We start from the raw sequence: 22,690 nt of genomic DNA on the forward strand, positions 1-22,690 counted from the left end.
TTGTGCTGTCAAAGTTTAGGAGCAGGTGCATCCTAAACTTTTTTAGTTCCATGAAAAAAGCCACAGGCACCGTATTCAACGGTTTAGCCTGTGGCTTGAATTATGTCAGCGTTTTGGAATCTTTGTTTGCATGCAGCGCCATTTCAATGAAGAACCTAATTTCTTTATCAAATTGACTGAAATGCTCACGCTTGAGCTGGAACTTATTGGTGTACTTAATTTTATTGCGCTGTTCTTCAGGGAGCAAGTGGTTGATCCATAATTCGGCTAATGCCGATGGTTCGCGGGAGGTGAGCGCAAGCAGTTCTGCACCAATCTTTTCCCGCTGGCCAGGCCCACCGCTGCAAATGGTAATAAATGAGTAATCGGTTAAATCATCTTTCGACTTTTTGATAAAGGTCCGCATCGGCGCCGCAATTTTTCCTGCCCAAATCGGTGCCAGCAAAATCACTGGGCTGTATTCTCTCAGGTCAAAATCCAGTGGCGCCAAACGGGAGTCGCGCTTGATGAGAAAATCCATCAAGATCGATAAATCTTTCCGTTTCTTTTTTTCCTTGATTTCGCGCAACTCGCAACCGATCCGGCTTTGCAGTTCTATCGCTAGCTTTTGATTGTTTTCGGAATGGGAGTAATAGACGATTAACGGCTTCATGGCGATTCCTCCTGGTTAACTGATTTCACCTAGGCTTTGGCAGTGGATGCCTTCAAAACGTAATGGCCGGCTAAAAATCAAACGCAATGTGGAGTCAAGTTTATACGAAGCGCGAATCAAAGAGCGGGAAACTTTTTATTTCAAGCTCAATAAGCACACCGCTTCCACTTGCGAAGTCTGCGGGAACATATCGATCGGCTGGATGTATTCGACGCGGTAGACCTTCGTCAATTGCTGCAAGTCTTTCGCGAGTGTCGAAGGGTTGCATGACGTGTAGACAAAACGTTTCGGTTTTACTTTCAAGATGGTTTTCAATAGCGAGTCCGCAAGCCCGGTGCGCGGCGGGTCTACTGTTAATACATCCGGCACATAGCCTTCCTTGCGCCAGGTTTCGAGCCATTTTTCTGCTGTGCCCGTCACGTAAGTCGCTTGATGGCCTTGTTTTTTGGCGTTGGCTTTTGCATCGGCAATGCTTTCCGGAATGGTATCCATGCCGCGGATTTCACGGGCGGAATCCGCCAGCCACAGGCCGATTGTGCCAACGCCGCAATAGGCATCGACGACGGATTCCTTGCCGGTCAATTTCGCTGCACGTTTGATTTCATCGTAGAGCTCCACGGTCTGTTCCGGATTCAATTGGAAAAATGCGCGGGCAGACAAGTCGAACGATAATTCGCCGAGTTCTTCGTGAATGGTCGGTTTGCCGAACAAAGTACGCGTCGCTTCGCCGAATACGAGTGACGTTTTCTCGGCATTGACGTTTTGCACGATGGATACCAGGTTCGGGTCGATTGCGCTCAAGCGTTCGACGAGCACTTTCTCTTTCGGGATGTCTTTGCGAGTCGTGATGAGTACAAGCTGGATTTCGCCCGTCTTGACTGCCGTACGGACAGCAATCGTCCGGACCAGCCCTTTCATCGATTTGCCGTCGTAGATGGATAAGTTCAATTCTTCGATGATGCGCTTCGCGGCATTGGTAATTTTCACCGTGTCCGGATGCTGGACGAGGCATTGTTCGATATCGAGCAGCTGCTGGGAGCCTTCCGCAAACAAGCCGGCCATTACTTTGCCGTCTTTCTTGCGCGTCTGGAACTGGCTCTTATTGCGGTAATGCCACGGGTCGTCCATGCCAATCGTCTCTCGCACTTGGATGTCCGTCCCGCGTAAATAACGGTCGAGCGATTGCAGCACCAGGTCGCGTTTTTCGACGAGCTGCTGGCTATAGGATAAATGCTGCAATTGGCAGCCGCCGCATGTTTCGAAAATCGGGCACGGCGGCGTCTGGCGGTGGGGGGAAGCTTTACGGATCTTCAATATCCGCGCTTGTGCGAAATTATGTTTCACGATGGTCACTTGCGCGGTGACTTCTTCACCTGGCAGCGCCCCGGGGACAAAGACGACATTGCGCTTGAAAAAGCCGACGCCTTCTCCGTTGATGCCGAGCTTTTTAATGGTTAAGGGGAATTTCTGCCCCATTTCAATGATTGGTTTTTCAGTCATGCAGGTCACGTCCTTCAGTTGGTCATCCCTTCATTATACGCTTATTTGTATATGTCAGCCAGTGCTTCCGGCAAATTCGGGAACTCGAACTTAAAACCGTGTTCGAGAAGGACGGTCGGAAGTGCCCGCTGGCCTTCCAGCACGAGCCTGCTTTTATCGCCGAGCGCTGCTTTCAACGCAAATGAGGGGGCGGGGATCCAATGCGGCCTGCCGAGCGCCCGCCCTATTTCCTTGCCGAATGCTTTCATGCGCTGGGGGTTCGGTGCGGCCACATTGAAGGGGCCTGTGAGCTCTTTATGTTCGATGGCGAAAAGCACGGCGCGCGCTGCATCGCGGACGTGAATCCAGGACAGCCATTGCCTGCCGGTACCAACTGTGCCGCCGGCGAATAATTTATACGGCAGCGCCATTAAAGGAAGGGCGCCTTCTTCTTTTCCGAGCAAGATGCCGAAGCGCGCATAAGCGGCACGGACGCCGTCGAGTTGCGCTTGTTCGGCCAAGCTCTCCCAAGCTAAGACTGTCTCAGCAAGAAAATCATTGCCGTATTCATGGTCAGCTTCCGTGTAGGTTTTATGTTCAGAAGCCGGATAGATTCCAATCGCGCTCGCATTGACGAGCACTTCCGGTTTTTTTTCAAGCGTCGAGATGATGCGCAGCACTTCTTTCGTCGCCGATACGCGGCTTTCGTAGATTTTCTTCTTTTGTTTGTCTGTCCATAAGCCGTCGTTGATCGATGTGCCGGCTAAGTTGACGAGCGCATCGATGCCTTCAAGCTGCGCTTCGGGGGTTGCTCCATCAGACAGCCACTGGACATATGTGATGCCCCCTTCCTTCGGTTTATCGGAACGTGTTAAAATAAACACTTCGTGTCCTTTTTCCAGTAACAGTTCTGTCAAGACGGAACCGAGAAACCCGGTGCCGCCAGTTATCGCTATTTTCATTTCCATCGCCTCCATGTCTATCCCATACCCAATTCGAGCGAAGCATATGCCAAGAGGCTGTTCAAAGTGTATAATGGAACAAGAAGCGAGGGGAAATTGATGCCGATCATTACGAAAATAACCCGCGGAAAAAACAATCCAGAACGCTATAATATTTATCTGGAAGAAAAATTTGCGTTCAGTGTCGACGAAACCTTGATCATCCGCTACCAATTGACCAAAGGCAAAGAACTCGACCAGTGGACGATCGAAGAAATGAACTTTGAGGATGAAGTCCGAAAAGCATTCAATAAAGCTTTGCATTACCTCGGCTTCCGCATGCGCAGCGAAGGCGAAGTCCGGAAGAAACTGAAGGAAAAGGAATTCGGTGAAGCCGTGATCGACGAAGCGGTCAAGAAGCTCTATGAACTCAGCTTCCTAGATGACCAGCAGTTTTCAGAAGCATTGCTCCGGACGCAAATCAAATCCGGCAAAAAAGGGCCGCGCGCTATCCAACAGGACATGCAAAAGAGAGGAATTGATAAGGCTATGCAAAAAGATGTCTTAACAAATTACACTGAGGAAGAGCAGCTCGAAGTCGCCACAGGTCTCGCGGAAAAAATCGCAGCGAAAGAACAATCGAAAACCCCGAGCCAGGTGAAACAGAAAATCAACGACTCGCTGATGAGAAAAGGCTATCCTTACGGGATCATCAAGCAAGCGATTGAAACGCTGGATCTTGAACGCGACGGAGATCAATGGCTCGATAGCGTCCGCCAGCAAGGCGATAAATTATGGCGCAAGCATGAAAGTAAATTGTCGGGGAACGACCTGAGCCGGAAAGTGAAGCAAGGCCTGTACCAGAAAGGCTTCCCAGGCGATGTGATCAGCCAGTACATCGAAGAAAAGGAGCTTGAAGATGAGTGACAATAAACCATATTCACAAATGGACGAGACGGAACTGCGCAATGAAATTGCCCGTCTGAAAGAAAAAGCGCGCAAAGCGGAACAGCTCGGCATCGTCAATGAATTCGCGGTGCTCGAGCGCAAAGCCATCATGGCCGCGTCGTTTTTGCTGGATCCAAAAGATTTCAAACCAGGGGAAGTTTACCGCGTGGAAGGCGACCCGAATGTTTATTTTCAAATTGATTATTTAAAAGGGAATTTTGCTTGGGGTTACCGCATGGGCGGCGACAAACACACAGAAGCGCTGCCGATTTCCATGCTGCGTCCATTAAAGGAAGGGAAGTGAATCGATGAAAGAAGTCATTGAGCAATTAATCATCGAATTGAGAGAAAAAAATCCGGAGCTGTCTGAAGACAAAGCCCGGACGTGGATCGAATTATTGGTGTCTGATTTTGAATCTTCCTACGCGAAAGCAGGATATGATTATCAAGGCACGGCGGTCGTCGAAAAAGTCGTGCGCCAGTGGATTGAAAGTTACGGCGATAAAATTCACGAATTTGCAGGGAACAACCCGAAATACGCACATCTTTTGCACGATTCTTAAACGACAAAAAAACGGCCGGGGATGAGTACCCCGGCCGTTTTTCTGTTCAGTTATGGCTGAAATCGAGCTTTTTCCTCAATTTGTCTTCGCTGAAGATCCATCCTGTATAAGAGTTCAGGATATTATGGTCTTCGTCCAGATGGGCAACTGCAACAAACGGATAATAATCGTTGCTGCGGTAGCGCAAATCGATTAAACGCACTTCGTAGATCTCTCCATATTGGTTGATCTCCCAGCGGTAAAGCGGGGAAAATGACACAAAAGCATTTAAGTTCTTGTCTTTCATCGCCGTTTGAATCAAGGCATTTTCAGGCATCGGCTTTTTCAGGAACTTATCGTAGATGTTGATCGACCGCCCGTAAGCCTGGCCGACATAATGATGGCGGTCCGTATCAGCGGCGATGCGCCATTGGAAATAGCGCATTGTCGGGGCGACGAATACATCGTTCGTGCCCGGGATCGTATTGCGGATCGCCTGCTTGATCGCTGACTGCAGCGCAAAGCGCGAGACGTAATAGAAGAACAAAATGATATACAAAATGCTCATCGTCCAGACCGGATCGGCTCCGAACGCCCAAATCATGAGGGCCACGACGTGTGCACCGAAAATGATCGGGTCAAAGGTATTGATGACGCCGAGTGCCACCCAATGATTGGAAAATGGCCGCAATGCTTGTGTGCCGTATGAATTGAATATATCCACAAATACATGCAGGAACACAGCCAGGAAGGTCCATAGCCATAAATGAAGAAGATTCGCTTCTGGGAAAATAAGGTAAATTGCTCCCGAAAGCAAAATAGGCCATGACAGCACGGCCGGCACTGAATGTGTTATGCCTCGGTGATGGCGTATATAAACCGCGTTGTCGCGCAGCTTTAAAACAGTATCGATATCGGGGATTTGTGAGCCGATAATGGTACCGGTCATGACGGCAGTCAAAGTGGCCGGATGGGCAGCGACAACGGGATCGGCCATTGCCAATCCGCCGAGCGCAATGCCCATGACGATATGAGTTCCTGTATCCATCGACGCATCCCCCTTCTTTGCGAGCGTTTATAATATCTTGTATGCCCGCCTTTTGATAAAATAAGCATATTCCCTAAATATACATACCCGCTTCAGGGCCGGAATAATCAGCATGAACGGAGGCAGAAAACATAAATATGGACAAGCAACAATTTCAACAGGATTTGATCGGCTGGTTCCAGAAAGAACAGCGAGACCTGCCTTGGAGACGCACAGCCGACCCTTACCAAATCTGGATTTCCGAAGTCATGCTCCAGCAGACGAGAGTCGATACGGTTATCCCTTATTATAAACGCTTTGTCGAGAAATTTCCCACTATCGAATCTTTGGCGCAAGCTGAAGAGGAAAGCTTATTGAAGCTCTGGGAAGGGCTCGGCTATTATTCGCGTGCCCGCAATCTGCAGGCAGGTGTGCGCGAAGTCGCCGAACAGTACGGGGGCATTGTGCCATCGACGCGCAAGGAGATTTCTTCATTGAAAGGCGTCGGGCCTTATACGGCTGGCGCTGTATTGAGCATTGCCTATGGCATGCCGGAACATGCCGTCGATGGCAACGTCATGCGCGTGCTCAGCCGCATCCTATTGATCGAAGAAGACATCGCCAAACCGAAGACGCGCAAAGTGTTTGAACAGGCAGTGACAGAATTGATCAGCCACGAAGACCCATCTTCATTCAACCAAGGATTGATGGAACTCGGCGCACTCATCTGCACGCCGACATCGCCGAAATGCTTATTATGCCCGGTGCGCGACCATTGCGAAGCATTTCATGCCGGCAAGGAAACGGAATTGCCGGTTAAGACGAAGGCCAAGAAAAATCGCAATGCCGATTTCGCCATGATGGCGATTTGGAGTGGGGACAAGCTCTTGATGGAGCAGCGGCCAGGAAAAGGCCTGCTGGCAGGCATGTGGCAATATCCGATGCTCGAGCTGACTACAGCGCTCGAAGCTAATGAGATCGGTGAATTGTATGCAGAGACATTGAACGGTGCGCTTTCTGATGTCGAGAAAATTACCGCTTTCAAACATGTCTTTTCTCATTTAACATGGAATGTGGATGGCTATTTGGCCAGCGCGGAAGAATTTACGCCGCCTGAAAACATGAAATGGGTGACGCCGGAACAATTGGAGAATTTACCGATTGCCGGCCCTGTCCAAAAAATGAAGACAGCTTTAGAGCAAAGAGGAGATGTAGCAAAATGACAGAACAAAAAGTGGCGTTAGTGACAGGCAGCAGCCGTGGATTAGGGAAAGCGATGGCAATTGCGCTTGCAGAAGAAGGCTATGATATCGTCGTCAACTATGCGCGCAGCAAAACGGCTGCACTCGATACGGTAAAAGAAGTCGAAGCGAGAGGAAGAAAAGCGTTGCTTGTGCGCGCCAATGTCGGCGACGTCGAGAAACTGCGCGCCATGTTCGAGACGATCAAAGAAGAATTTGGCCGTTTGGATGTTTTTGTGTCCAATGCGGCATCCGGTGTCTTGCGACCAGTTATGGAACTGGAAGAATCGCACTGGGACTGGACCATGAACATCAACGCCAAAGCGATGTTGTTCGGCGCACAGGAAGCGGCAAAACTGATGGACAAAGGCGGCAAGATCATCGGCATCAGCTCGCTCGGATCGATCCGCTATTTGGAAAACTATACGACGATCGGCGTGTCAAAAGCAGCCGTCGAATCGATTACCCGTTATTTGGCAGTCGAACTCGCGCCGAAAAATATTGCGGTCAATACCGTTTCCGGCGGTGCGCTTGATACGGAAGCGTTGAAGCATTTCCCGAACCGCGAGGAACTGCTCGGCGATGCGCGCGACAACACGCCAGCAGGGCGCATGGTGGAAATTGATGACATGGTGAAAACCGCGATGTTCCTCATTTCCGACCATGCCGATATGATCCGTGGGCAGACGATCATCGTCGACGGAGGTCGGTCTATCGTCATGTGATTCTCGCAACTTTCGGCTTATTGCTGTATGTTTTCAGAATTGATTGATATAATGAACGGGAGATAACATATAGTGATAGTTAGACGAAAAGGTGGGATGGTGCATGGCGGTTCCTGCGGAGGGTGAAACAATCCAGATCCACAGTTACAAGCACAACGGACGCATCCACCGTGTCTGGCAGGAAACAACTGTACTGAAAGGGACGAACAATATTGTAATCGGCGCGAACGAACGCACGCTGGTGAGGGAATCGGACGGCAGGACATGGTTGACGCGAGAACCGTCGATCTGTTATTTCCATGCCGAACATTGGTTCAACATCATCTGCATGCTGCGTGACGACGGCGTTTATTATTATTGCAATATCAGCTCCCCGTTCGTCTACAATAATGGATCGTTGAAATACATCGATTATGACTTGGATGTAAAAGTGTTTCCGGATATGTCTTACACGCTGTTGGATGAAGACGAATTTGAAGACCATAAGCGGCAAATGGGCTACCCAGAAGTCATCGATCAAATACTCTACCGAAATGTGGACAAGCTGATCAGCTGGATCAAGCAAAGAAGAGGCCCTTTTGCCCAGGACTTTATCGAAGTATGGACGAGCCGGTATGAATTTCATAAGCATAACCGGATTCATGATTAACATGGAAAACCTGTTGCCAGCCAACAGGTTTTTCATTTTGAACAGAATGGAGTGAACAGTTTGAGCAGTATGAAACGCTATATGAAATTCGTCAAGCCCTATTATTGGCAGATTGCCTTGACGATCTTCATCGGGATATTCAAGTTTGCGATCCCTCTTTTTATCCCTCTTTTAATCAAAATCGTCATTGATGATATCATCGGCGCAGAGGCATTGTCGGATGCGGAAAAACTCAACCAGCTTTATCTATGGCTCGGGGGCACTGCGATCGTGTTCTTCCTGCTGCGCCCGCCAATTGAATATTTCCGGCAATATTACGCACAATATGTCAGCAATAAAATTCTCTACGATATTCGCAGCTATCTTTACAGCCACCTGCAGCGCCTGAGCTTGCGCTATTATGCAAACACACGGGCTGGGGAAATCATTTCACGGGTCATCAATGATGTTGAGCAAACGAAGAACTTCGTCATGATCGGCTTGATGAATGTTTGGCTTGATGTCGCGACCATCCTCATTGCCATCATCATCATGCTTACCATGGACGTGTCCCTAACGATCGTGGCGCTTTTGGCTTTTCCTTTCTATGCATTCAGTGTCAAATACTTCTTCGGCCGTTTGCGTGATTTGACGCGCGAACGTTCCCAGGCACTCGCCAACGTCCAAAGCTATTTGCATGAACGCGTGCAGGGCATGAGCATTATCAAAAGCTTTGCACTCGAAAAGCATGAAGAAAAGATTTTCAATAACACGAACGATCAATTCCTGGAAAAAGCGATCGACCATACGAAGTGGAATGCCAAGGCATTCGCGGTCGTCAACACTATCACCGATGTAGCACCGCTATTGGTCATCGGCTATGCCGGTTACCAGGTTATCCAAGGAAATTTGACGCTCGGGACGATGGTGGCGTTTATCGCCTATATCGAACGGCTCTATAATCCATTGCGCCGCCTCGTCAACTCTTCGACGACGCTCGTCCAATCACTTGCTTCAATGGACCGCGTCTTCGAGATGGTCGATGAGGAATACGACGTAACGGACAAACAAGGCGCACGTGAACTTGGGCGCGTCGACGGCAAGCTTGAATTCCATAATGTCTCGTTCCATTATAATGATGGGGGAAGCGAAGTGCTGTCGAATCTCAACTTCACGGTCCGACCGGGAGAGACAGTGGCATTTGTTGGCATGAGCGGCGGCGGTAAATCGACGATTGTCTCACTCATCCCGAGATTCTACGATGCTACGCAAGGCTCGATTCGCATGGACGGCCACGACTTGAAAGACGTGACGATCCATTCCTTGCGCGACCAGATCGGCCTCGTCCTGCAGGATTCGATCCTGTTCAGTGAATCGGTCAAAGAAAATATCCTGATGGGCAAACCCGATGCGACCGACAAGGAAGTCATCGCGGCAGCCAAAGCGGCGAACGCCCATGAATTCATCAGTAATTTGCCGGAAGGCTACGACACGAAAGTCGGCGAGCGCGGTGTCAAGTTATCCGGCGGACAAAAACAGCGCATTGCCATTTCCCGTGTCTTCCTGAAAGACCCGGCGATTCTCATCTTGGACGAAGCGACATCCGCACTTGACCTCGAAAGCGAAGCACTGATCCAGGATTCCTTGGAGCGTCTTGCGCACGACCGCACGACATTGATGGTCGCACACCGCTTGTCGACCATCACTCATGCCGACCAAATACTGGTCATCGACAACGGCCAATTGGCTGAACAAGGCACGCACGAAGAGCTGTTGCAAAAGCGCGGCGTCTATTACAAACTATTCCAAGTGCAGAACATAGGTTAACTATTTCACGCTCCCCAATTTTTGGGGAGCTTTTTTAATAGGAAGGAAGGCTTTCGCCAATCTCCCGAAAACTATTGCATTACTACTAATATTACGTATAATGGAAAGACGGAGAATGTTCTGAATAATTTAAAATGAAGAAGGAGGATCTCTATGGACGAACGTAAAACCATCTTGGATGTGAAAGGGCTGCGCACTTCCTTTTTCACAGATGATGGAGAAGTACCGGCAGTCGACAACGTGGATTTCCATATCCGCCAGGGGGAAGTGCTCGGCATTGTAGGGGAATCAGGCTGTGGCAAAAGTGTTACCTCATTGTCCATAATGGGGCTAGTGCCAAGTCCTCCAGGGAAGATTGTCAGCGGGGAAATTTTATTCCAAGATAAGGATTTGACAAAACTATCCGATAAAGAAATGCGCCAGATCCGCGGCGACGATATAGCGATGATTTTCCAGGAGCCGATGACTTCGTTGAATCCCTTGTTTACCATCGGCAATCAATTGCGGGAAGCGCTGAAGATCCACAAAAAGGATTGGTCGAAAAGCCAAATCCAGGAACGCGCTGTCGAAATGATGAAATTGGTCGGCTTGCCACGCGCAGAAGCTTTGCTTAATGATTATCCTCACCAATTATCGGGAGGCATGCGCCAGCGCGTCATGATCGCGATGGCTTTATTGTGCGACCCGAAAGTGCTAATCGCCGATGAACCGACCACGGCACTCGACGTGACGATTCAAGCGCAGATCCTTAAATTGATCAAGAATTTAAATGAACGGCTCGATACCGCCGTCTTGCTGATTACCCATGACCTTGGGGTCGTCGCAGAAACTTGCGAACGCGTCGTTGTCATGTACGCGGGCAAAGTGGTCGAAGAAGGGCCAGTACATACCATTTTCAATGATCCACAGCATCCATATACCCGCGGCCTTCTAGAAAGCGTACCCGATATGCGCTTCAAGAAAGAGCGGCTATACTCTATTCCAGGAAACGTGCCAAAACCGGGATCGATCAAAGTAGGCTGTAAATACGCAGCACGTTGTGAATTTGCTTTCGATCATTGCCGTGTGGAAGACCCGGCATTATACCAGACGGCAGAAGACCACAAGACACGCTGTTTCCTATTCGATCCAAAGGAGGCCGAGTCGCATGACAGAACCGTTGTTGAAAGTTGAAGGCTTAAAGAAATATTTTCCGGTTACGGGCGGCATGTTCGGCCGTGTCAAAGGGCAGGTCAAAGCAGTTGATGACATCTCTTTTTATGTAAATGAAGGCGAAACGCTCGGAATCGTCGGCGAATCGGGCTGCGGCAAGTCGACGACCGGGCGTATGCTTATGCGTTTGCTCGATCCGACAGAAGGCAAAGTGACGTTCGATGGCCAGGAATTGACCAGTTTGTCAGCGTCTGAAATGCGTAAGGCCAGACGCGATATCCAGATGGTGTTCCAAGATCCGTACGCGTCACTCAATCCGCGCCACAGCATCGAAAAGATTTTGATGGAGCCGCTGAATGTCCATAATATCGGCGACCCGAAAGAGCGCAAACGCAAAGTGCACGAGTTTCTCGAAATCGTCGGGCTCAGCAGCTACCATGCCAAACGCTATCCGCACCAATTTAGCGGCGGCCAGCGCCAGCGCATCGGCATCGCGCGCGCCCTCATGACTAACCCGAAACTGATCATTGCCGATGAACCGGTTTCTGCGCTTGATGTGTCGATTCAAGCGCAAGTGCTCAATTTGATGCAGGATCTGCAGCGCGATTTAAAACTGACGTACATATTCATCGCCCATGATTTGGGTGTCGTGCGCCATATCAGCGACCGTGTGGGCGTCATGTATTTGGGCAATATGGCGGAGCTTGCGGATACAGAAAGCCTGTATGAAAAACCGCTTCATCCATATACGCAAGCGCTCCTGTCGGCAGTGCCCGTCCCGGACCCTGATTTTGTCCGCGAAGAAGTGGTGATCAAAGGGGATGTGCCGAGCCCGGCCAACCCGCCATCAGGCTGCCGCTTCCATACACGCTGCCCATTCAAGATGGATATCTGCTCACAGGAAATTCCGCGTTTCGCGGAAGTTGAACCAGGTCATTCTGTAGCTTGTCACCTTTATGAGGAATGCAGGCCGCAATGATAATAAAAAAACAAAACGGAGGGGTTATTTTGGGGAAAAAGAAAATTGTATCAATCGCTTTCCTGATGCTGCTTTTGCTGTCCACAGCGCTTTACGGCTGTTCAGGCGGTGATTCGGAGTCAGGCGGAGATTCAGAATCAGGCGACGAAAAAGTCCTGATCTTTGGCCGCGGAGGCGACTCGGTTTCACTGGATCCAATCACGGTTACAGATGGAGAGTCTTTCAAAGTAACGAAAAACATCTTCGATACATTGATCAATTTCGGTGAGCAGGATACGGAAATTGAACCAGGTCTTGCCAGCGATTGGCAAGCTTCTGAAGATGGCTTGACTTATACGTTCCAATTGCAAGAAGGCGTCACGTTCCATGATGGAACGGATTTCAACGCAGAAGCAGTTGTCGCAAACTTTGAACGCTGGGCTGCTGGAGATGCAGACCAATTCCCGTACTATAAATCAATGTTTGGCGGATTTGGCGACGAAGAAGAACATGTCATCGAATCTGTTGAAGCGACAGGCGATAACGAAGTTGTTATCAAATTAAAACGTCCTCAAGCGCCATTCTTGAAAAACTTGGCCATGAGCCCGTTCGGCATCGCATCACCGACAGCATTTGAAGAAGCTGGCGAATCATTCAGCGACAACCCTGTCGGCACAGGCCCATTCCAGTTTGTTGAATGGCAGCGCAACGACACGGTAACAATCGAGAAATTCGATGATTACTGGGTGGATGGAGAACCGAAACTCGACCAAGTCGTGTTCCGCGCAATTCCAGATAACTCAGCTCGCTTGAATGCATTATTGTCTGGCGAAATTGATTTGGCTGACGGCATCACGCCATCAGATTCAGAAACAATCGAAAACGATGAAAATCTTCAATTGTTCGAGCGTCCGTCGATGAACGTCGGCTACCTTGGATTGACGACTACTCGTGAGCCATTTGATGATCCGAAAGTCCGCCAGGCGATGAACCACGCGATCGACCGTCAGGCGATTGTTGATTCATTCTTCGAAGGCCGTGCAGAAGTCGCGAAAAACCCGATGCCTCCGGTAATCAGCGGTTATAACGACAGCATCGAAGGCTATGAATACGATCCTGAAAAAGCGAAAGAACTTCTGGCTGAAGCAGGACTTGAAGATGGCTTCACAATGGAACTATGGGCAATGCCGGTTCCACGTCCGTATATGCCGGATGGCCAAAAAGTAGCAGAAGCGATCCAAAGTGATTTGTCGGAAGTCGGCATTACAGCTGAAATCGTTTCTTACGAGTGGGCAACATACCTCGAAAAAGCGGCAGCGGGAGAAGCTGATGCATTCCTTCTTGGCTGGACAGGCGATAACGGCGATGCCGATAACTTCTTGTATGTATTGCTTGACCAAGACAACATTGGTTCAAACAACTACACATACTACGAAAACCAAGAACTTCACGATCTATTGATCGAAGCCCAAACAGAAGTTGATGAAGATGCCCGCAACGAATTATACATGCAGGCTCAGGAAATCATCCACGAAGACGCGCCATGGGTACCGCTTGCGCACTCTACACCGCTTCTTGCTGGTGGGACGAACGTAATCGACTTTAAAGCGCATCCAACTGGCTCTGATAAACTGTCATCAGTAGATTTGGAGTAGGCGTTTCTTTGGGGGAGAGGTCATACTGATTTCTCCCCCTTTTCAATACATAATGCAATTGAGATGGAGAGGTGAAGAAGATGCTTCACTATATCGGGCAGCGGCTTTTGCAATTGATTCCTGTCTTACTCGGAATGACATTTATCGTCTTTATGATCATCCGGGCAATTCCAGGCGATCCCGCACAAGTCATCCTTGGGCAACAAGCATCCGAAGAAGCAATTAAAGCGTTACGGACCAGTCTGGGGCTTGATAATCCCTGGTACATCCAATATTTTGATTACTTAAAAGGCCTGGTTACAGGCGACATGGGGGATTCACTGCGTACCCGTTCACCTGTTTCAGAAGAAATTTGGCCATATCTAGCAGCAACGTTTGAATTATCTTTATTCGCGATCATCATTGCCGTCGTCATCGGCATTAATGCGGGCATCATCTCTGCATGGTTCCAAAACTCGTGGTTCGATTACACAGCGATGGTGCTAGCCTTGATCGGTGTTTCCATGCCAATCTTCTGGCTTGGCCTCATGAACCAATGGATTTTCTCAATTGAACTCGGCATATTGCCGACGACTGGCCGGGAAAACGTCCGGGATCCAATCAATAACATCACCAATTTTTATGTGTTGGACACCATCATTCAAGGCGATTTCAACAAATTGGCGACCGTATTGAAGCATTTGGTGCTTCCAGGCACGGCACTAGCCACCATTCCGATGGCGATCATCGCACGGATGACACGCTCTTCAATGCTTGAAGTCATGCGTTCGGATTACGTCCGGACCGCTCGCGCTAAAGGCGTCAAGATGTTCTGGGTCGTCTACAAGCATGCATTGAAAAATGCGATTATTCCTGTATTGACTATTATCGGTTTGCAGATGGGCTTATTGCTCGGCGGCGCGATTTTGACCGAAACCATTTTCGGATGGCCAGGCATTGGACGCTATATCTATGAAGCGATCGGGTTCCGCGATTATCCGGTTATCCAATCCGGTATTCTAGTCGTCGCATTTATATTCGTCATGATCAATCTCTTCGTCGACTTGCTTTACGGCTTGGTCGATCCGAGGATCAAATATGATTAGGAAGGGGGAGGAGCATATTGGCTGAAACAGCAGCAGCAGACAAGCAGGAAATGCAGAAAGTCGCCGGTCCTTGGAAAGAGGCGTGGCGCGGATTCCGCAAAAGTAAAGTCGCCGTTGTCGGCATGGGCATCGTCATTTTCTTCATTCTTTTGGCGATTTTTGGCCCGTTGTTTACACCTCAAGGCATCAACGAACAAAATCTTTCCCAGCGGCTTCTGCCTCCTTCCAGTGATCATTGGATGGGTACAGACGATTTCGGCCGCGATATCTTGTCACGTGTTGTGTACGGAGCACGCATCTCGCTATGGGTTGGATTCCTGGCGGTTATCGGCTCGGTAGTTGTCGGCAGTATTCTCGGTATTTTGGCTGGCTATTATGGGCGCTGGGTCGACACCATTATTTCACGGCTGTTTGATATCATGTTGGCATTCCCAAGTATCCTTCTTGCGATTGCGGTTGTGTCGGTTCTTGGACCATCATTACGCAATGCATTGATTGCGATTGCCATCATCAACGTGCCAAACTTCGGGCGTTTGATCCGTTCGAAAGTATTGAGCATCAAGGAAGATGAATACATCATGTCGGCAAAAGCGATTGGCATGAAGGACAACCGCATCTTGGTCTCGCATATTTTGCCGAACTCCATGGCGCCGGTAATCGTGCAAGGTACGCTTGCAATTGCGACAGCAATCATTGAAGCGGCGGCACTCGGCTTTCTCGGGCTCGGTGCGCAGGCACCTTCCCCGGAATGGGGCAAGATGCTGGCCGATTCCCGCTCGTACTTGACCAATGCTCCGTGGACGATGATTTTCCCGGGTGTGGCGATCATGTTGACCGTACTTGGCTTTAACTTAATGGGAGACGGGCTGCGCGATGCACTCGACCCACGAATGAAATCATAAAAAAAACGCCCGGAAAATTTCCGGGCGTTTTTCATATGGCGTTTTCAATGTCGCTGTCGACTTCTTCGCTATGGTAATTATGGTAGGCGATGATTAGCAAGTCCAAATGTTCCAAATGCTCTTCATAGTCGAGCAAGGCAGAGAGGACATGCATCAAATGGTAAACCGAAAATTCGTCTTCTTCGACTTCGGTCGATAAATTGATTTCCTTGACGAAAATTGACATGACTTCATTGCGTTTCAATACCGCATCAGGCCCTGAACTTTCGCTATGTTCCGGGCGGATTTTCCCGACGTATTTCATGTAAAGTTGTTCGTGATAACTCGCCAAACTCTCAAGCCGCTCCTGAACCATCATGTGAAATTGTTCAGGCAAATCCCGCAATTCATTCTCATAACGGTTCAAGCGCCGAAGAACTTCCAGGCTCTTTTTCGATGTGGCAATCATCTGCCTGTACAACACCAATTTGCGTGCTTTTGTATATTGCTGCTTTTTCGTATAGCTGCGTTCTTCTTTATAAAATGAATACCATTGGTCCACTTTCACCAGTTTCTCGGTCAATTTGTCGATGTCTTCTTTTACCGATGAGTGATCGGAAGCGTGGCGTATTGAAATCCGGATCCACCGGATGATATCTTCGCTGACGGAATGGATTGACTGGAACAAGCGTGTTTCGTATTTTGGCGGCAAAAAGATCATATTGACGATAAAAGCCGATAAGATGCCCAATAATACCGTCAGGAATCGCAAAGAAGCGAAGACCAGGAAGTCATCCGATTGCGAATCCATAATGATGATCAAAGTCACCAATGTCAGGGGCACTGTATTTTCCAGCTTTAATTTCAGCATGATGACGATCGCTAAAATAGCAGCGACACCAATCGTCAAATAGTTCGGACCGAGCGTCAACACGAAGATAACGGCAATCGAGGCGCCAATTAAGTTCCCGTACACCTGGTCGAGTAAAGTCAGGTATGACCGGTAAATGGAAGGCTGTATGGCGAAAATCGCCGCTACCCCTGCGAATACCGGCGTCGGAAGTTCAAGAAGCGTCGCCAGAAACAAGGCAAGGGAAATAGCGATACCGGTTTTGAATATGCGTGCACCGAGTTTCATCGGCAAACACCTCCTTCAGAAAGGAATCCATTTTTACAATTGGGCAAATACATGCTCTACCGCCCGGATCGACGTATCGATATCTTCTTCTGTATGTTCAGTGGTCAAAAACCAGGCTTCGTATTTGGAAGGCGCCAAATTGATGCCTTGCTCGAGCATCAATTTAAAGAAGCGTCCGAACATATCGCCGTCCGTTGCTTCTGCCTGTTCGTAATTTTTCACTTTTTGATCGGTGAAATAAATTGTCAAAGCACCTTTTAAACGATTGATGGTAATCGTGACACCGTGTTTTTCAGCAGCAGCCAAGATTCCTGCTTCAAGACGCTCACCGAGCTGGTTCATGCGTTCGTAAACACCTTTTTCTTGCAACACCTCAAGACAGGCGATGCCTGCTTGGATCGAAGCTGGATTGCCGGCCATCGTTCCTGCCTGATAAGCGGGTCCGAGCGGGGCGACCGTTTCCATGATTTCGCGCTTACCGCCGTATGCGCCGATCGGCAAACCGCCGCCGATGATTTTTCCGAGCGCTGTCAAGTCTGGCTCAAGGCCAAGCAAATTCTGTGCACCGCCGTAATGGAAGCGGAAAGCCGTAATGACTTCATCATAGACGATCAATGCACCTTTCTTTTTCGCCAGCGCATGGACTTCTTCAAGAAACCCTTCTTCCGGTTCGACAATGCCGAAATTGCCGACAATCGGCTCGACGAGGATGCAGGCAATTTCGTCTCCCCAGCGGTCAATTGCTTCTTTGAATGCCTCCGGATCGTTAAAGGGAATTGTGATCACTTCTTCAGCGATCGATTTCGGGACGCCTGCCGAATCAGGTGTGCCAAGTGTTGCAGGGCCGGAACCGGCAGCAACAAGCACTAAGTCGGAATGGCCGTGATAGCATCCGGCAAATTTCATGATTTTGGTCCGTCCCGTGTATGCACGTGCTACACGGATGGTCGTCATGACAGCTTCCGTCCCGCTATTGACAAAACGTACTTTATCCATCGCAGGCATCGCTTGTTTCAGCATTTTTGCGAATGTCACTTCGTGCTTTGTCGGTGTGCCGAATAACACGCCGGTTTCAGCAGCATGTGCAATGGCTTTTGCGATATGCGGGTGACCATGGCCTGTGATGATCGGACCGTAAGCCGCTAAATAATCGATGTATTTATTTCCATCCACATCATAAAAATGGGCGCCTTTTCCATAATCCGTGGCAACAGGTGAGCCGCCCCCTACAGCTTTATAAGAGCGGGAAGGGCTATTAACCCCGCCGACAATATGTTCTAACGCTTCTTGGTGCAATTGTTCGGAAATCGAGTGATCCATAAAATGCCTCCTAAAATAATCTATTCCTTATTGTAGACAATATCAGCTGCAAACGCCAAAGAAATTGAAAGTAATGAAACCGTCCGGTACGATAGAAGAAAGAAAAGGAGTGATGGGTTTGGCTACATTAGAAGGATTGGCAGCACCTGACTTCACATTGCAAAATGAACAAGGCGAAACAATTTCCCTATCGGATTACGCAGGGAAAAAATACGTCGTGCTCTATTTTTATCCGAAAGATATGACACCGGGTTGTACGACCCAAGCATGCGATTTCCGCGATGCCGAAAAAGATTTCTCGGAGCTTAACGCGGAGATTTTGGGCGTTAGTGCAGATTCCAAAGAACGCCATCAAAAATTCATCGACAAGCACGGCTTGCCGTTTTCACTTCTCGTTGACGAGGATCATCGAGTGTCTGAAGCTTACGGAGTTTGGAAGCTGAAGAAAATGTATGGGAAAGAATTCTGGGGCATCGAACGCTCAACATTCTTGATCGACCCGACAGGCACTGTTATCAAGGAATGGCGCAAAGTGAAAGTGAAAGAGCATATTGAAGAAGTATTGGAAACTGTAAAAGCAATCAGCGGTGACTAAGAGAGGAAGAATTTGATGGACGTCCTATTTACATTTGTGCCGAAAGAGAATCAGCAGGAGCGGCTTCAAGCCGAATTTCCTGAAGTGAATTTTCACTTCTTATATAAGAACAAGTCATTTTTGCCAACAGCCGATATTGTGGTTACTTACGGAGAAGATTTAACGGATGAAGACATCGAAAGTGCCGAAAACCTGAAATGGATCATGGTGGCAAGCGCAGGAATCGAAAAAATGCCCCATGTTGCTATAGCAAAAAAAGGAATAATCGTTTCGAACGTCAAAGGGATTCATAAAACCCCGATGGCAGAATCCGCTTTAGCGCATTTGTTGGCGCTTAAACGCTCTTTGCCATTCATTTATGAGAGCCAGCGCAATGGGGAATGGAACCGCAAAACCAAATCATCCGAACTAGCTGGTTCAAAAGCCGTTGTGTTCGGACCTGGCGCGATCGGTTCAGAAATCGGCCGCTTGCTTCAGGCATTCGGCGTCCGGACGATCGGCTGCAACCGTTCGGGAAATGATGCTGCTTATATGGATGAAATGGTTTCTATTGAAAATGTATTAGCTGTTCTTCCAGATGCTGATATTGTGCTATCTGTATTGCCGAGCACGGAGGAAACCTATCATCTATTGAAGAAAGAACATTTCCAGTCGATGAAAGAAGATGCGATTTTCATGAATTTAGGCCGCGGTGATCTGGTAGAAGACCAAGTGATGCTTGAAGCGCTAGACAACAAAGAAATTGGCTATGCGGTATTGGATGTTTTCGAAGAAGAGCCGCTGCCGGCAGGCCACCCATATTGGAAGATGGACAATGTCATCATTTCCCCGCATGTTTCGAGCCATTCCGGAAAATACGTCGAGCGCGCTTTGGATGTTTTCATTCCAAATTTGCGTGCTTGGATCGAGGGCGATAAATCACCATCAAATCCAGTGGATATGAAAAGGGGTTATTAAAGATGAAAATCTACACGAAAACAGGAGACAAAGGAACGACTTCACTTGTCTACGGCAGCCGCGTCAAAAAGAACGACCCACTCGTTGAAGCCTACGGGACTTGCGATGAGGCAAATACGATGATCGGTCTCGGCGTGGGACACTTAAATGGAGAGTTTTTCGAGCGAAAAGAAGCTCTATGTGAAATCTTCCATCAGATTCAAACGATTCTTTTTCACGTTGGCGCCGAATTGGCGACTCCAGCAGGTAAAGAAGTGAAATGGAAGCTAGAGACTGAACATATTACTCTACTAGAAACATGGATCGACGAATATGACGCAGAACTCCAACCACTCAGCAATTTCATCTTGCCTGGTGGCCATCCCGCAGGAGCGGCACTCCATGTAGCCCGTACAATTGTGCGCCGTGCCGAGCGGAATGTGATAGCGATAGGGGAAGAAGTTTCACCCAATGTATTGGCATATTTGAACAGGCTTTCCGACTTTCTCTTCGTCGCAGCGCGGTTCGTCAATCAGCAATTGGGTTCCAAGGAAAAGGGACTTCATGCAGAATAGAGAAAAGCATCAAACAGCAGGGCTTCATGCCCTGCTGTTTTTTACTCCAAAAAAATTAGCAAGTGAAATAAACAGAAAATTAGCGTCCTATAGCGATTTCTTGACACACTGAGGTTTTTTTAGGTACACTAATTATAACGATTATAATGTAAGAATATATACGAAGTGAGGTGCCCAGCGATGTCTGAAGCCCAATTGAAAGACGCACTCGATACATTGAAGTCTACAGGTGTTAGAATTACACCCCAGCGTCATGCGATTTTGGAGTTTATGATCCATTCTACATCGCATCCGACAGCAGATGATATTTATCGCGCGCTTGAAAAAGCCTTTCCCAATATGAGTGTAGCCACCGTTTATAATAATCTACGTGTTTTTAAAAAAGCGGGGTTGGTAAAAGAATTGACCTATGGGGATTCTTCAAGCCGCTTTGATTTTGTCACACATGATCATTACCACATGATCTGCAACGAGTGCGGAAAAATTGTTGACTTCCACTATCCCGGATTGGATGAAGTGGAACATCTAGCATCCCATGTAACAGGGTTTCAAGTGGATTACCACCGCTTGGAAATCTACGGGACATGCCGCGATTGTTACAGTGAGTCAGCGAAAGCACAATAAAAAAGAATGCCCGCCAATTCGGCGGGCATTCTTTTTTATTGTTGGGGCTTTTTCTTATTATATTCTTCGTTGAATTCTTTGCCTTCGAGAGAAGGGTCCATCGTCAACGGTTCGTTGCAATGCATACAGATATCTACACGTCCGAGCATTTTCGTATGGCGTTCGCAATTCGGGCACTGTACAGGCACAGTTTTCATCGAGAGCAGGCCAATCCAAGCATAGACACCCGTACTTCCGATAATAGCGATAACACCGAGAAGCATAAAGATGACCATAACAATTGGTTGATTACGGAAATAGATGCCGACATACATAATCACGATGCCGATAAAAATCAATGCCAAAGCGAAGGTCCGAATGCGATTGATTTTATTTTTATAAGATTTCATGAGCGGTTCCTCCTTGCGTCCATCATACTATATCATAAACGTCCGCAAAAAGGGTTAAGCTAATTCCGTTAAAGGAATATAAGAGAAATATGTCGAAATAAAGAAAAACGCCTTAGAATATTTGCATGCCTGGAGTATAGAGGGCATCATAAAACACATAAAGATAGACTGCAGGGAGTGACGACGGATGGAACAAATATTGAGACCGTTATATCAAGAACGCGCGAGCCAGGAAACAACGCTAGGTGTCATCCTAATAGAGAAGAGAGAAGACATCAGCCCAATTACAGATACATTCGATTCAATCCTTCTGATCATTACAAAAGAAAATGAAACCCCAGTTTTTACAAAACATTATACGTACTTAGATAAAAAAGCGGCAATGCACATCATCACAGAAAAGCAATTGCATAAGTGGCTTCTATTGGGAACTAACCGTAAAATTGTCGACTGGCTCTTTAACGGCCGTGTAATATATGATCGCAATGAATTTATGGAAAAACTAAAAACTGAGTTAAAAGAGTATCCCTTCTACGGCAGAAAAATCAAAATGGGCGTGGAGTTTGCTAAACTGATTCGTCGTTATCTTGAAGGTAAAATGTTCTTCGAAGAAAAAAATTATTTGGATGCATATCATCACATGGTAGAGTCGCTCCATCATCTGGCTCGGTTATCAGTTCTTGAGAATGGGCTTCCACCTGAGGTGACAGTGTGGTCACAGGTGAAGAAGATGGAGCCGGCAATCTATAAATTATACGAAGAGCTCATCTCAAGCGACGAGCCGATTGACAAGCGCTTGGAGCTTTTATTCTTAGCCAGCGAATTCTTCATCCATTCTCGTACAAAAGACGGATCACAACATATTCGTGAAGTAATGGAGAAGCAAAGCAGCTGGACAATTCAAGAATTGCACGAACAGGAAGAATTGAAAAATTATTCTTCCAATCTTGAAGTGTTAATTGAGTTCTTAATCGAAAAGGATTTAATTTCAATTAACGGGGTAAAGACAAAAAGCGAAGGGATCTTCCATCGTTATTATTCAGTGAAGGCTTGAAAAATCTAACAGATCTCAAGCTGGCTGGGAACCAACCTCGTCAGCTTTCTTCATTATAGCGAGTTAAAGAATAAGGAGAGTCCTATACAAAGGAAGCGGTGATTGAAATCAATTTAAATATAGTTTTCATTTTACCGTTGACAATCCATCAAGTGGTGTATTATGATATTACATGTCGCTCGAACAGATTAAGTTTTTTTACAATAATAAAAAAGACTTGACTCTTTTGCTCAGCGATGCTAAATTATAGAAGTTGCTCTTGGAGCAACGTTAGCATTTGAACCTTGAAAACTGAACAGCAAAACGTCAATAATACAG

General features: G+C 47.8%; 24 protein-coding genes. 17 read left to right on the forward strand and 7 right to left on the reverse strand.

Annotated features, from left to right (window positions below; translation table 11 throughout):
• Positions 1–100: 100 nt before the first annotated feature.
• The 3 genes from G3255_RS05380 to G3255_RS05390 form a co-directional block, all read right to left on the reverse strand.
• Entirely contained in the window at positions 101–652 is a 552-nt protein-coding gene (locus G3255_RS05380) for a flavodoxin family protein (RefSeq protein ID WP_211653633.1), read from the reverse strand.
• Between the two features lie 135 nt (positions 653–787).
• On the reverse strand, positions 788–2,152 hold the full coding sequence (gene rlmD / locus G3255_RS05385) for a 23S rRNA (uracil(1939)-C(5))-methyltransferase RlmD (protein ID WP_211653634.1): 1,365 nt from the start codon (positions 2,150–2,152) through the stop codon (positions 788–790).
• 41 nt (positions 2,153–2,193) lie between these two features.
• Entirely contained in the window at positions 2,194–3,093 is a 900-nt protein-coding gene (locus tag G3255_RS05390) for a TIGR01777 family oxidoreductase (RefSeq protein WP_211653635.1), read from the reverse strand.
• 99 nt (positions 3,094–3,192) lie between these two features.
• Between G3255_RS05390 and recX the strand changes: the two genes are divergently transcribed.
• Genes recX through G3255_RS05405 form a run of 3 tightly spaced genes read left to right on the forward strand, consistent with a single transcriptional unit; the run spans position 3,193 to position 4,583 of the window.
• The gene (gene recX, locus G3255_RS05395) at positions 3,193–3,999 is read left to right on the forward strand and encodes a recombination regulator RecX (protein WP_211655771.1); all 807 of its coding nucleotides are present in this window, start codon (positions 3,193–3,195) and stop codon (positions 3,997–3,999) included.
• Entirely contained in the window at positions 3,992–4,324 is a 333-nt protein-coding gene (locus G3255_RS05400; RefSeq protein ID WP_211653636.1) for a YfhH family protein, read from the forward strand. Before recX ends, G3255_RS05400 begins: the two co-directional genes overlap by 8 nt.
• A 4-nt stretch (positions 4,325–4,328) precedes the next feature.
• A complete protein-coding gene (locus G3255_RS05405; protein WP_101189901.1) occupies positions 4,329–4,583 on the forward strand; it encodes a YfhJ family protein in 255 nt (84 codons plus the stop codon).
• 46 nt (positions 4,584–4,629) lie between these two features.
• On the opposite strand, the gene G3255_RS05410 is transcribed toward G3255_RS05405, so the two are convergent.
• Positions 4,630–5,610: a metal-dependent hydrolase gene (locus tag G3255_RS05410; protein ID WP_211653637.1), complete on the reverse strand. Its 981-nt coding sequence runs from the start codon at positions 5,608–5,610 to the stop codon at positions 4,630–4,632.
• A 137-nt stretch (positions 5,611–5,747) separates the two neighbouring features.
• Between G3255_RS05410 and mutY the strand changes: the two genes are divergently transcribed.
• From mutY to nikC, 9 genes are all read left to right on the forward strand, one after another.
• Entirely contained in the window at positions 5,748–6,812 is a 1,065-nt protein-coding gene (gene mutY, locus G3255_RS05415; protein ID WP_211653638.1) for an A/G-specific adenine glycosylase, read from the forward strand.
• Positions 6,809–7,555, forward strand: coding sequence for an enoyl-[acyl-carrier-protein] reductase FabL (gene fabL, locus G3255_RS05420; protein WP_058381348.1), 747 nt, complete (start codon positions 6,809–6,811; stop codon positions 7,553–7,555). The genes mutY and fabL overlap by 4 nt, the downstream gene beginning before the upstream one ends.
• Positions 7,556–7,658: 103 nt before the next feature.
• Entirely contained in the window at positions 7,659–8,204 is a 546-nt protein-coding gene (ntdP, locus tag G3255_RS05425) for a nucleoside tri-diphosphate phosphatase (protein ID WP_058381347.1), read from the forward strand.
• Positions 8,205–8,264: 60 nt separating this feature from the next.
• Entirely contained in the window at positions 8,265–10,010 is a 1,746-nt protein-coding gene (locus G3255_RS05430; RefSeq protein ID WP_283092911.1) for an ABC transporter ATP-binding protein, read from the forward strand.
• 153 nt (positions 10,011–10,163) lie between these two features.
• The gene (locus G3255_RS05435) at positions 10,164–11,183 is read left to right on the forward strand and encodes an ABC transporter ATP-binding protein (protein ID WP_211653639.1); all 1,020 of its coding nucleotides are present in this window, start codon (positions 10,164–10,166) and stop codon (positions 11,181–11,183) included.
• Complete coding sequence (locus G3255_RS05440; RefSeq protein WP_121301210.1) at positions 11,158–12,141, forward strand: ABC transporter ATP-binding protein; 984 nt, start codon at positions 11,158–11,160, stop codon at positions 12,139–12,141. Before G3255_RS05435 ends, G3255_RS05440 begins: the two co-directional genes overlap by 26 nt.
• A 29-nt stretch (positions 12,142–12,170) precedes the next feature.
• Entirely contained in the window at positions 12,171–13,775 is a 1,605-nt protein-coding gene (locus G3255_RS05445) for an ABC transporter substrate-binding protein (RefSeq protein WP_211653640.1), read from the forward strand.
• 80 nt (positions 13,776–13,855) lie between these two features.
• Positions 13,856–14,860 (forward strand): ABC transporter permease, encoded by a 1,005-nt coding sequence (locus G3255_RS05450; protein WP_211653641.1) that lies wholly within the window; start codon positions 13,856–13,858, stop codon positions 14,858–14,860.
• 50 nt (positions 14,861–14,910) lie between these two features.
• Positions 14,911–15,762: a nickel transporter permease gene (gene nikC / locus G3255_RS05455; RefSeq protein ID WP_211655773.1), complete on the forward strand. Its 852-nt coding sequence runs from the start codon at positions 14,911–14,913 to the stop codon at positions 15,760–15,762.
• A 31-nt stretch (positions 15,763–15,793) separates the two neighbouring features.
• On the opposite strand, the gene G3255_RS05460 is transcribed toward nikC, so the two are convergent.
• Positions 15,794–16,879 carry an FUSC family protein gene (locus G3255_RS05460; protein WP_211653642.1) on the reverse strand — a complete coding sequence of 362 codons (1,086 nt, stop codon included), beginning with the start codon at positions 16,877–16,879 and terminating at the stop codon, positions 15,794–15,796.
• Between the two features lie 33 nt (positions 16,880–16,912).
• The gene (locus G3255_RS05465) at positions 16,913–18,199 is read right to left on the reverse strand and encodes a glutamate-1-semialdehyde 2,1-aminomutase (RefSeq protein ID WP_211653643.1); all 1,287 of its coding nucleotides are present in this window, start codon (positions 18,197–18,199) and stop codon (positions 16,913–16,915) included.
• A 118-nt stretch (positions 18,200–18,317) separates the two neighbouring features.
• On the opposite strand from G3255_RS05465, the gene bcp reads away from it, so the two are divergent.
• The 4 genes from bcp to perR all read left to right on the forward strand — a co-directional run bounded on the left by bcp (position 18,318) and on the right by perR (position 20,929).
• Complete coding sequence (bcp, locus tag G3255_RS05470) at positions 18,318–18,794, forward strand: thioredoxin-dependent thiol peroxidase (RefSeq protein ID WP_211653644.1); 477 nt, start codon at positions 18,318–18,320, stop codon at positions 18,792–18,794.
• A 15-nt stretch (positions 18,795–18,809) separates the two neighbouring features.
• On the forward strand, positions 18,810–19,751 hold the full coding sequence (locus G3255_RS05475; protein WP_211653645.1) for a D-2-hydroxyacid dehydrogenase: 942 nt from the start codon (positions 18,810–18,812) through the stop codon (positions 19,749–19,751).
• Positions 19,752–19,753: 2 nt separating this feature from the next.
• Positions 19,754–20,305: a cob(I)yrinic acid a,c-diamide adenosyltransferase gene (locus tag G3255_RS05480; protein ID WP_211653646.1), complete on the forward strand. Its 552-nt coding sequence runs from the start codon at positions 19,754–19,756 to the stop codon at positions 20,303–20,305.
• A 180-nt stretch (positions 20,306–20,485) separates the two neighbouring features.
• Positions 20,486–20,929 carry a peroxide-responsive transcriptional repressor PerR gene (perR, locus tag G3255_RS05485; RefSeq protein WP_058381335.1) on the forward strand — a complete coding sequence of 148 codons (444 nt, stop codon included), beginning with the start codon at positions 20,486–20,488 and terminating at the stop codon, positions 20,927–20,929.
• Between the two features lie 35 nt (positions 20,930–20,964).
• Here perR and G3255_RS05490 read toward each other — a convergent pair whose 3' ends face one another.
• Complete coding sequence (locus G3255_RS05490; RefSeq protein ID WP_211653647.1) at positions 20,965–21,318, reverse strand: YgzB family protein; 354 nt, start codon at positions 21,316–21,318, stop codon at positions 20,965–20,967.
• Positions 21,319–21,505: 187 nt separating this feature from the next.
• Between G3255_RS05490 and G3255_RS05495 the strand changes: the two genes are divergently transcribed.
• Positions 21,506–22,372, forward strand: a complete 867-nt coding sequence (locus G3255_RS05495; RefSeq protein ID WP_211653648.1) for a nucleotidyltransferase-like protein — start codon at positions 21,506–21,508, stop codon at positions 22,370–22,372.
• Positions 22,373–22,690: the final 318 nt, after the last annotated feature.

This window comes from Planococcus sp. MSAK28401, from assembly GCF_018283455.1.
GTDB lineage: Bacteria > Bacillota > Bacilli > Bacillales_A > Planococcaceae > Planococcus > Planococcus alpniumensis.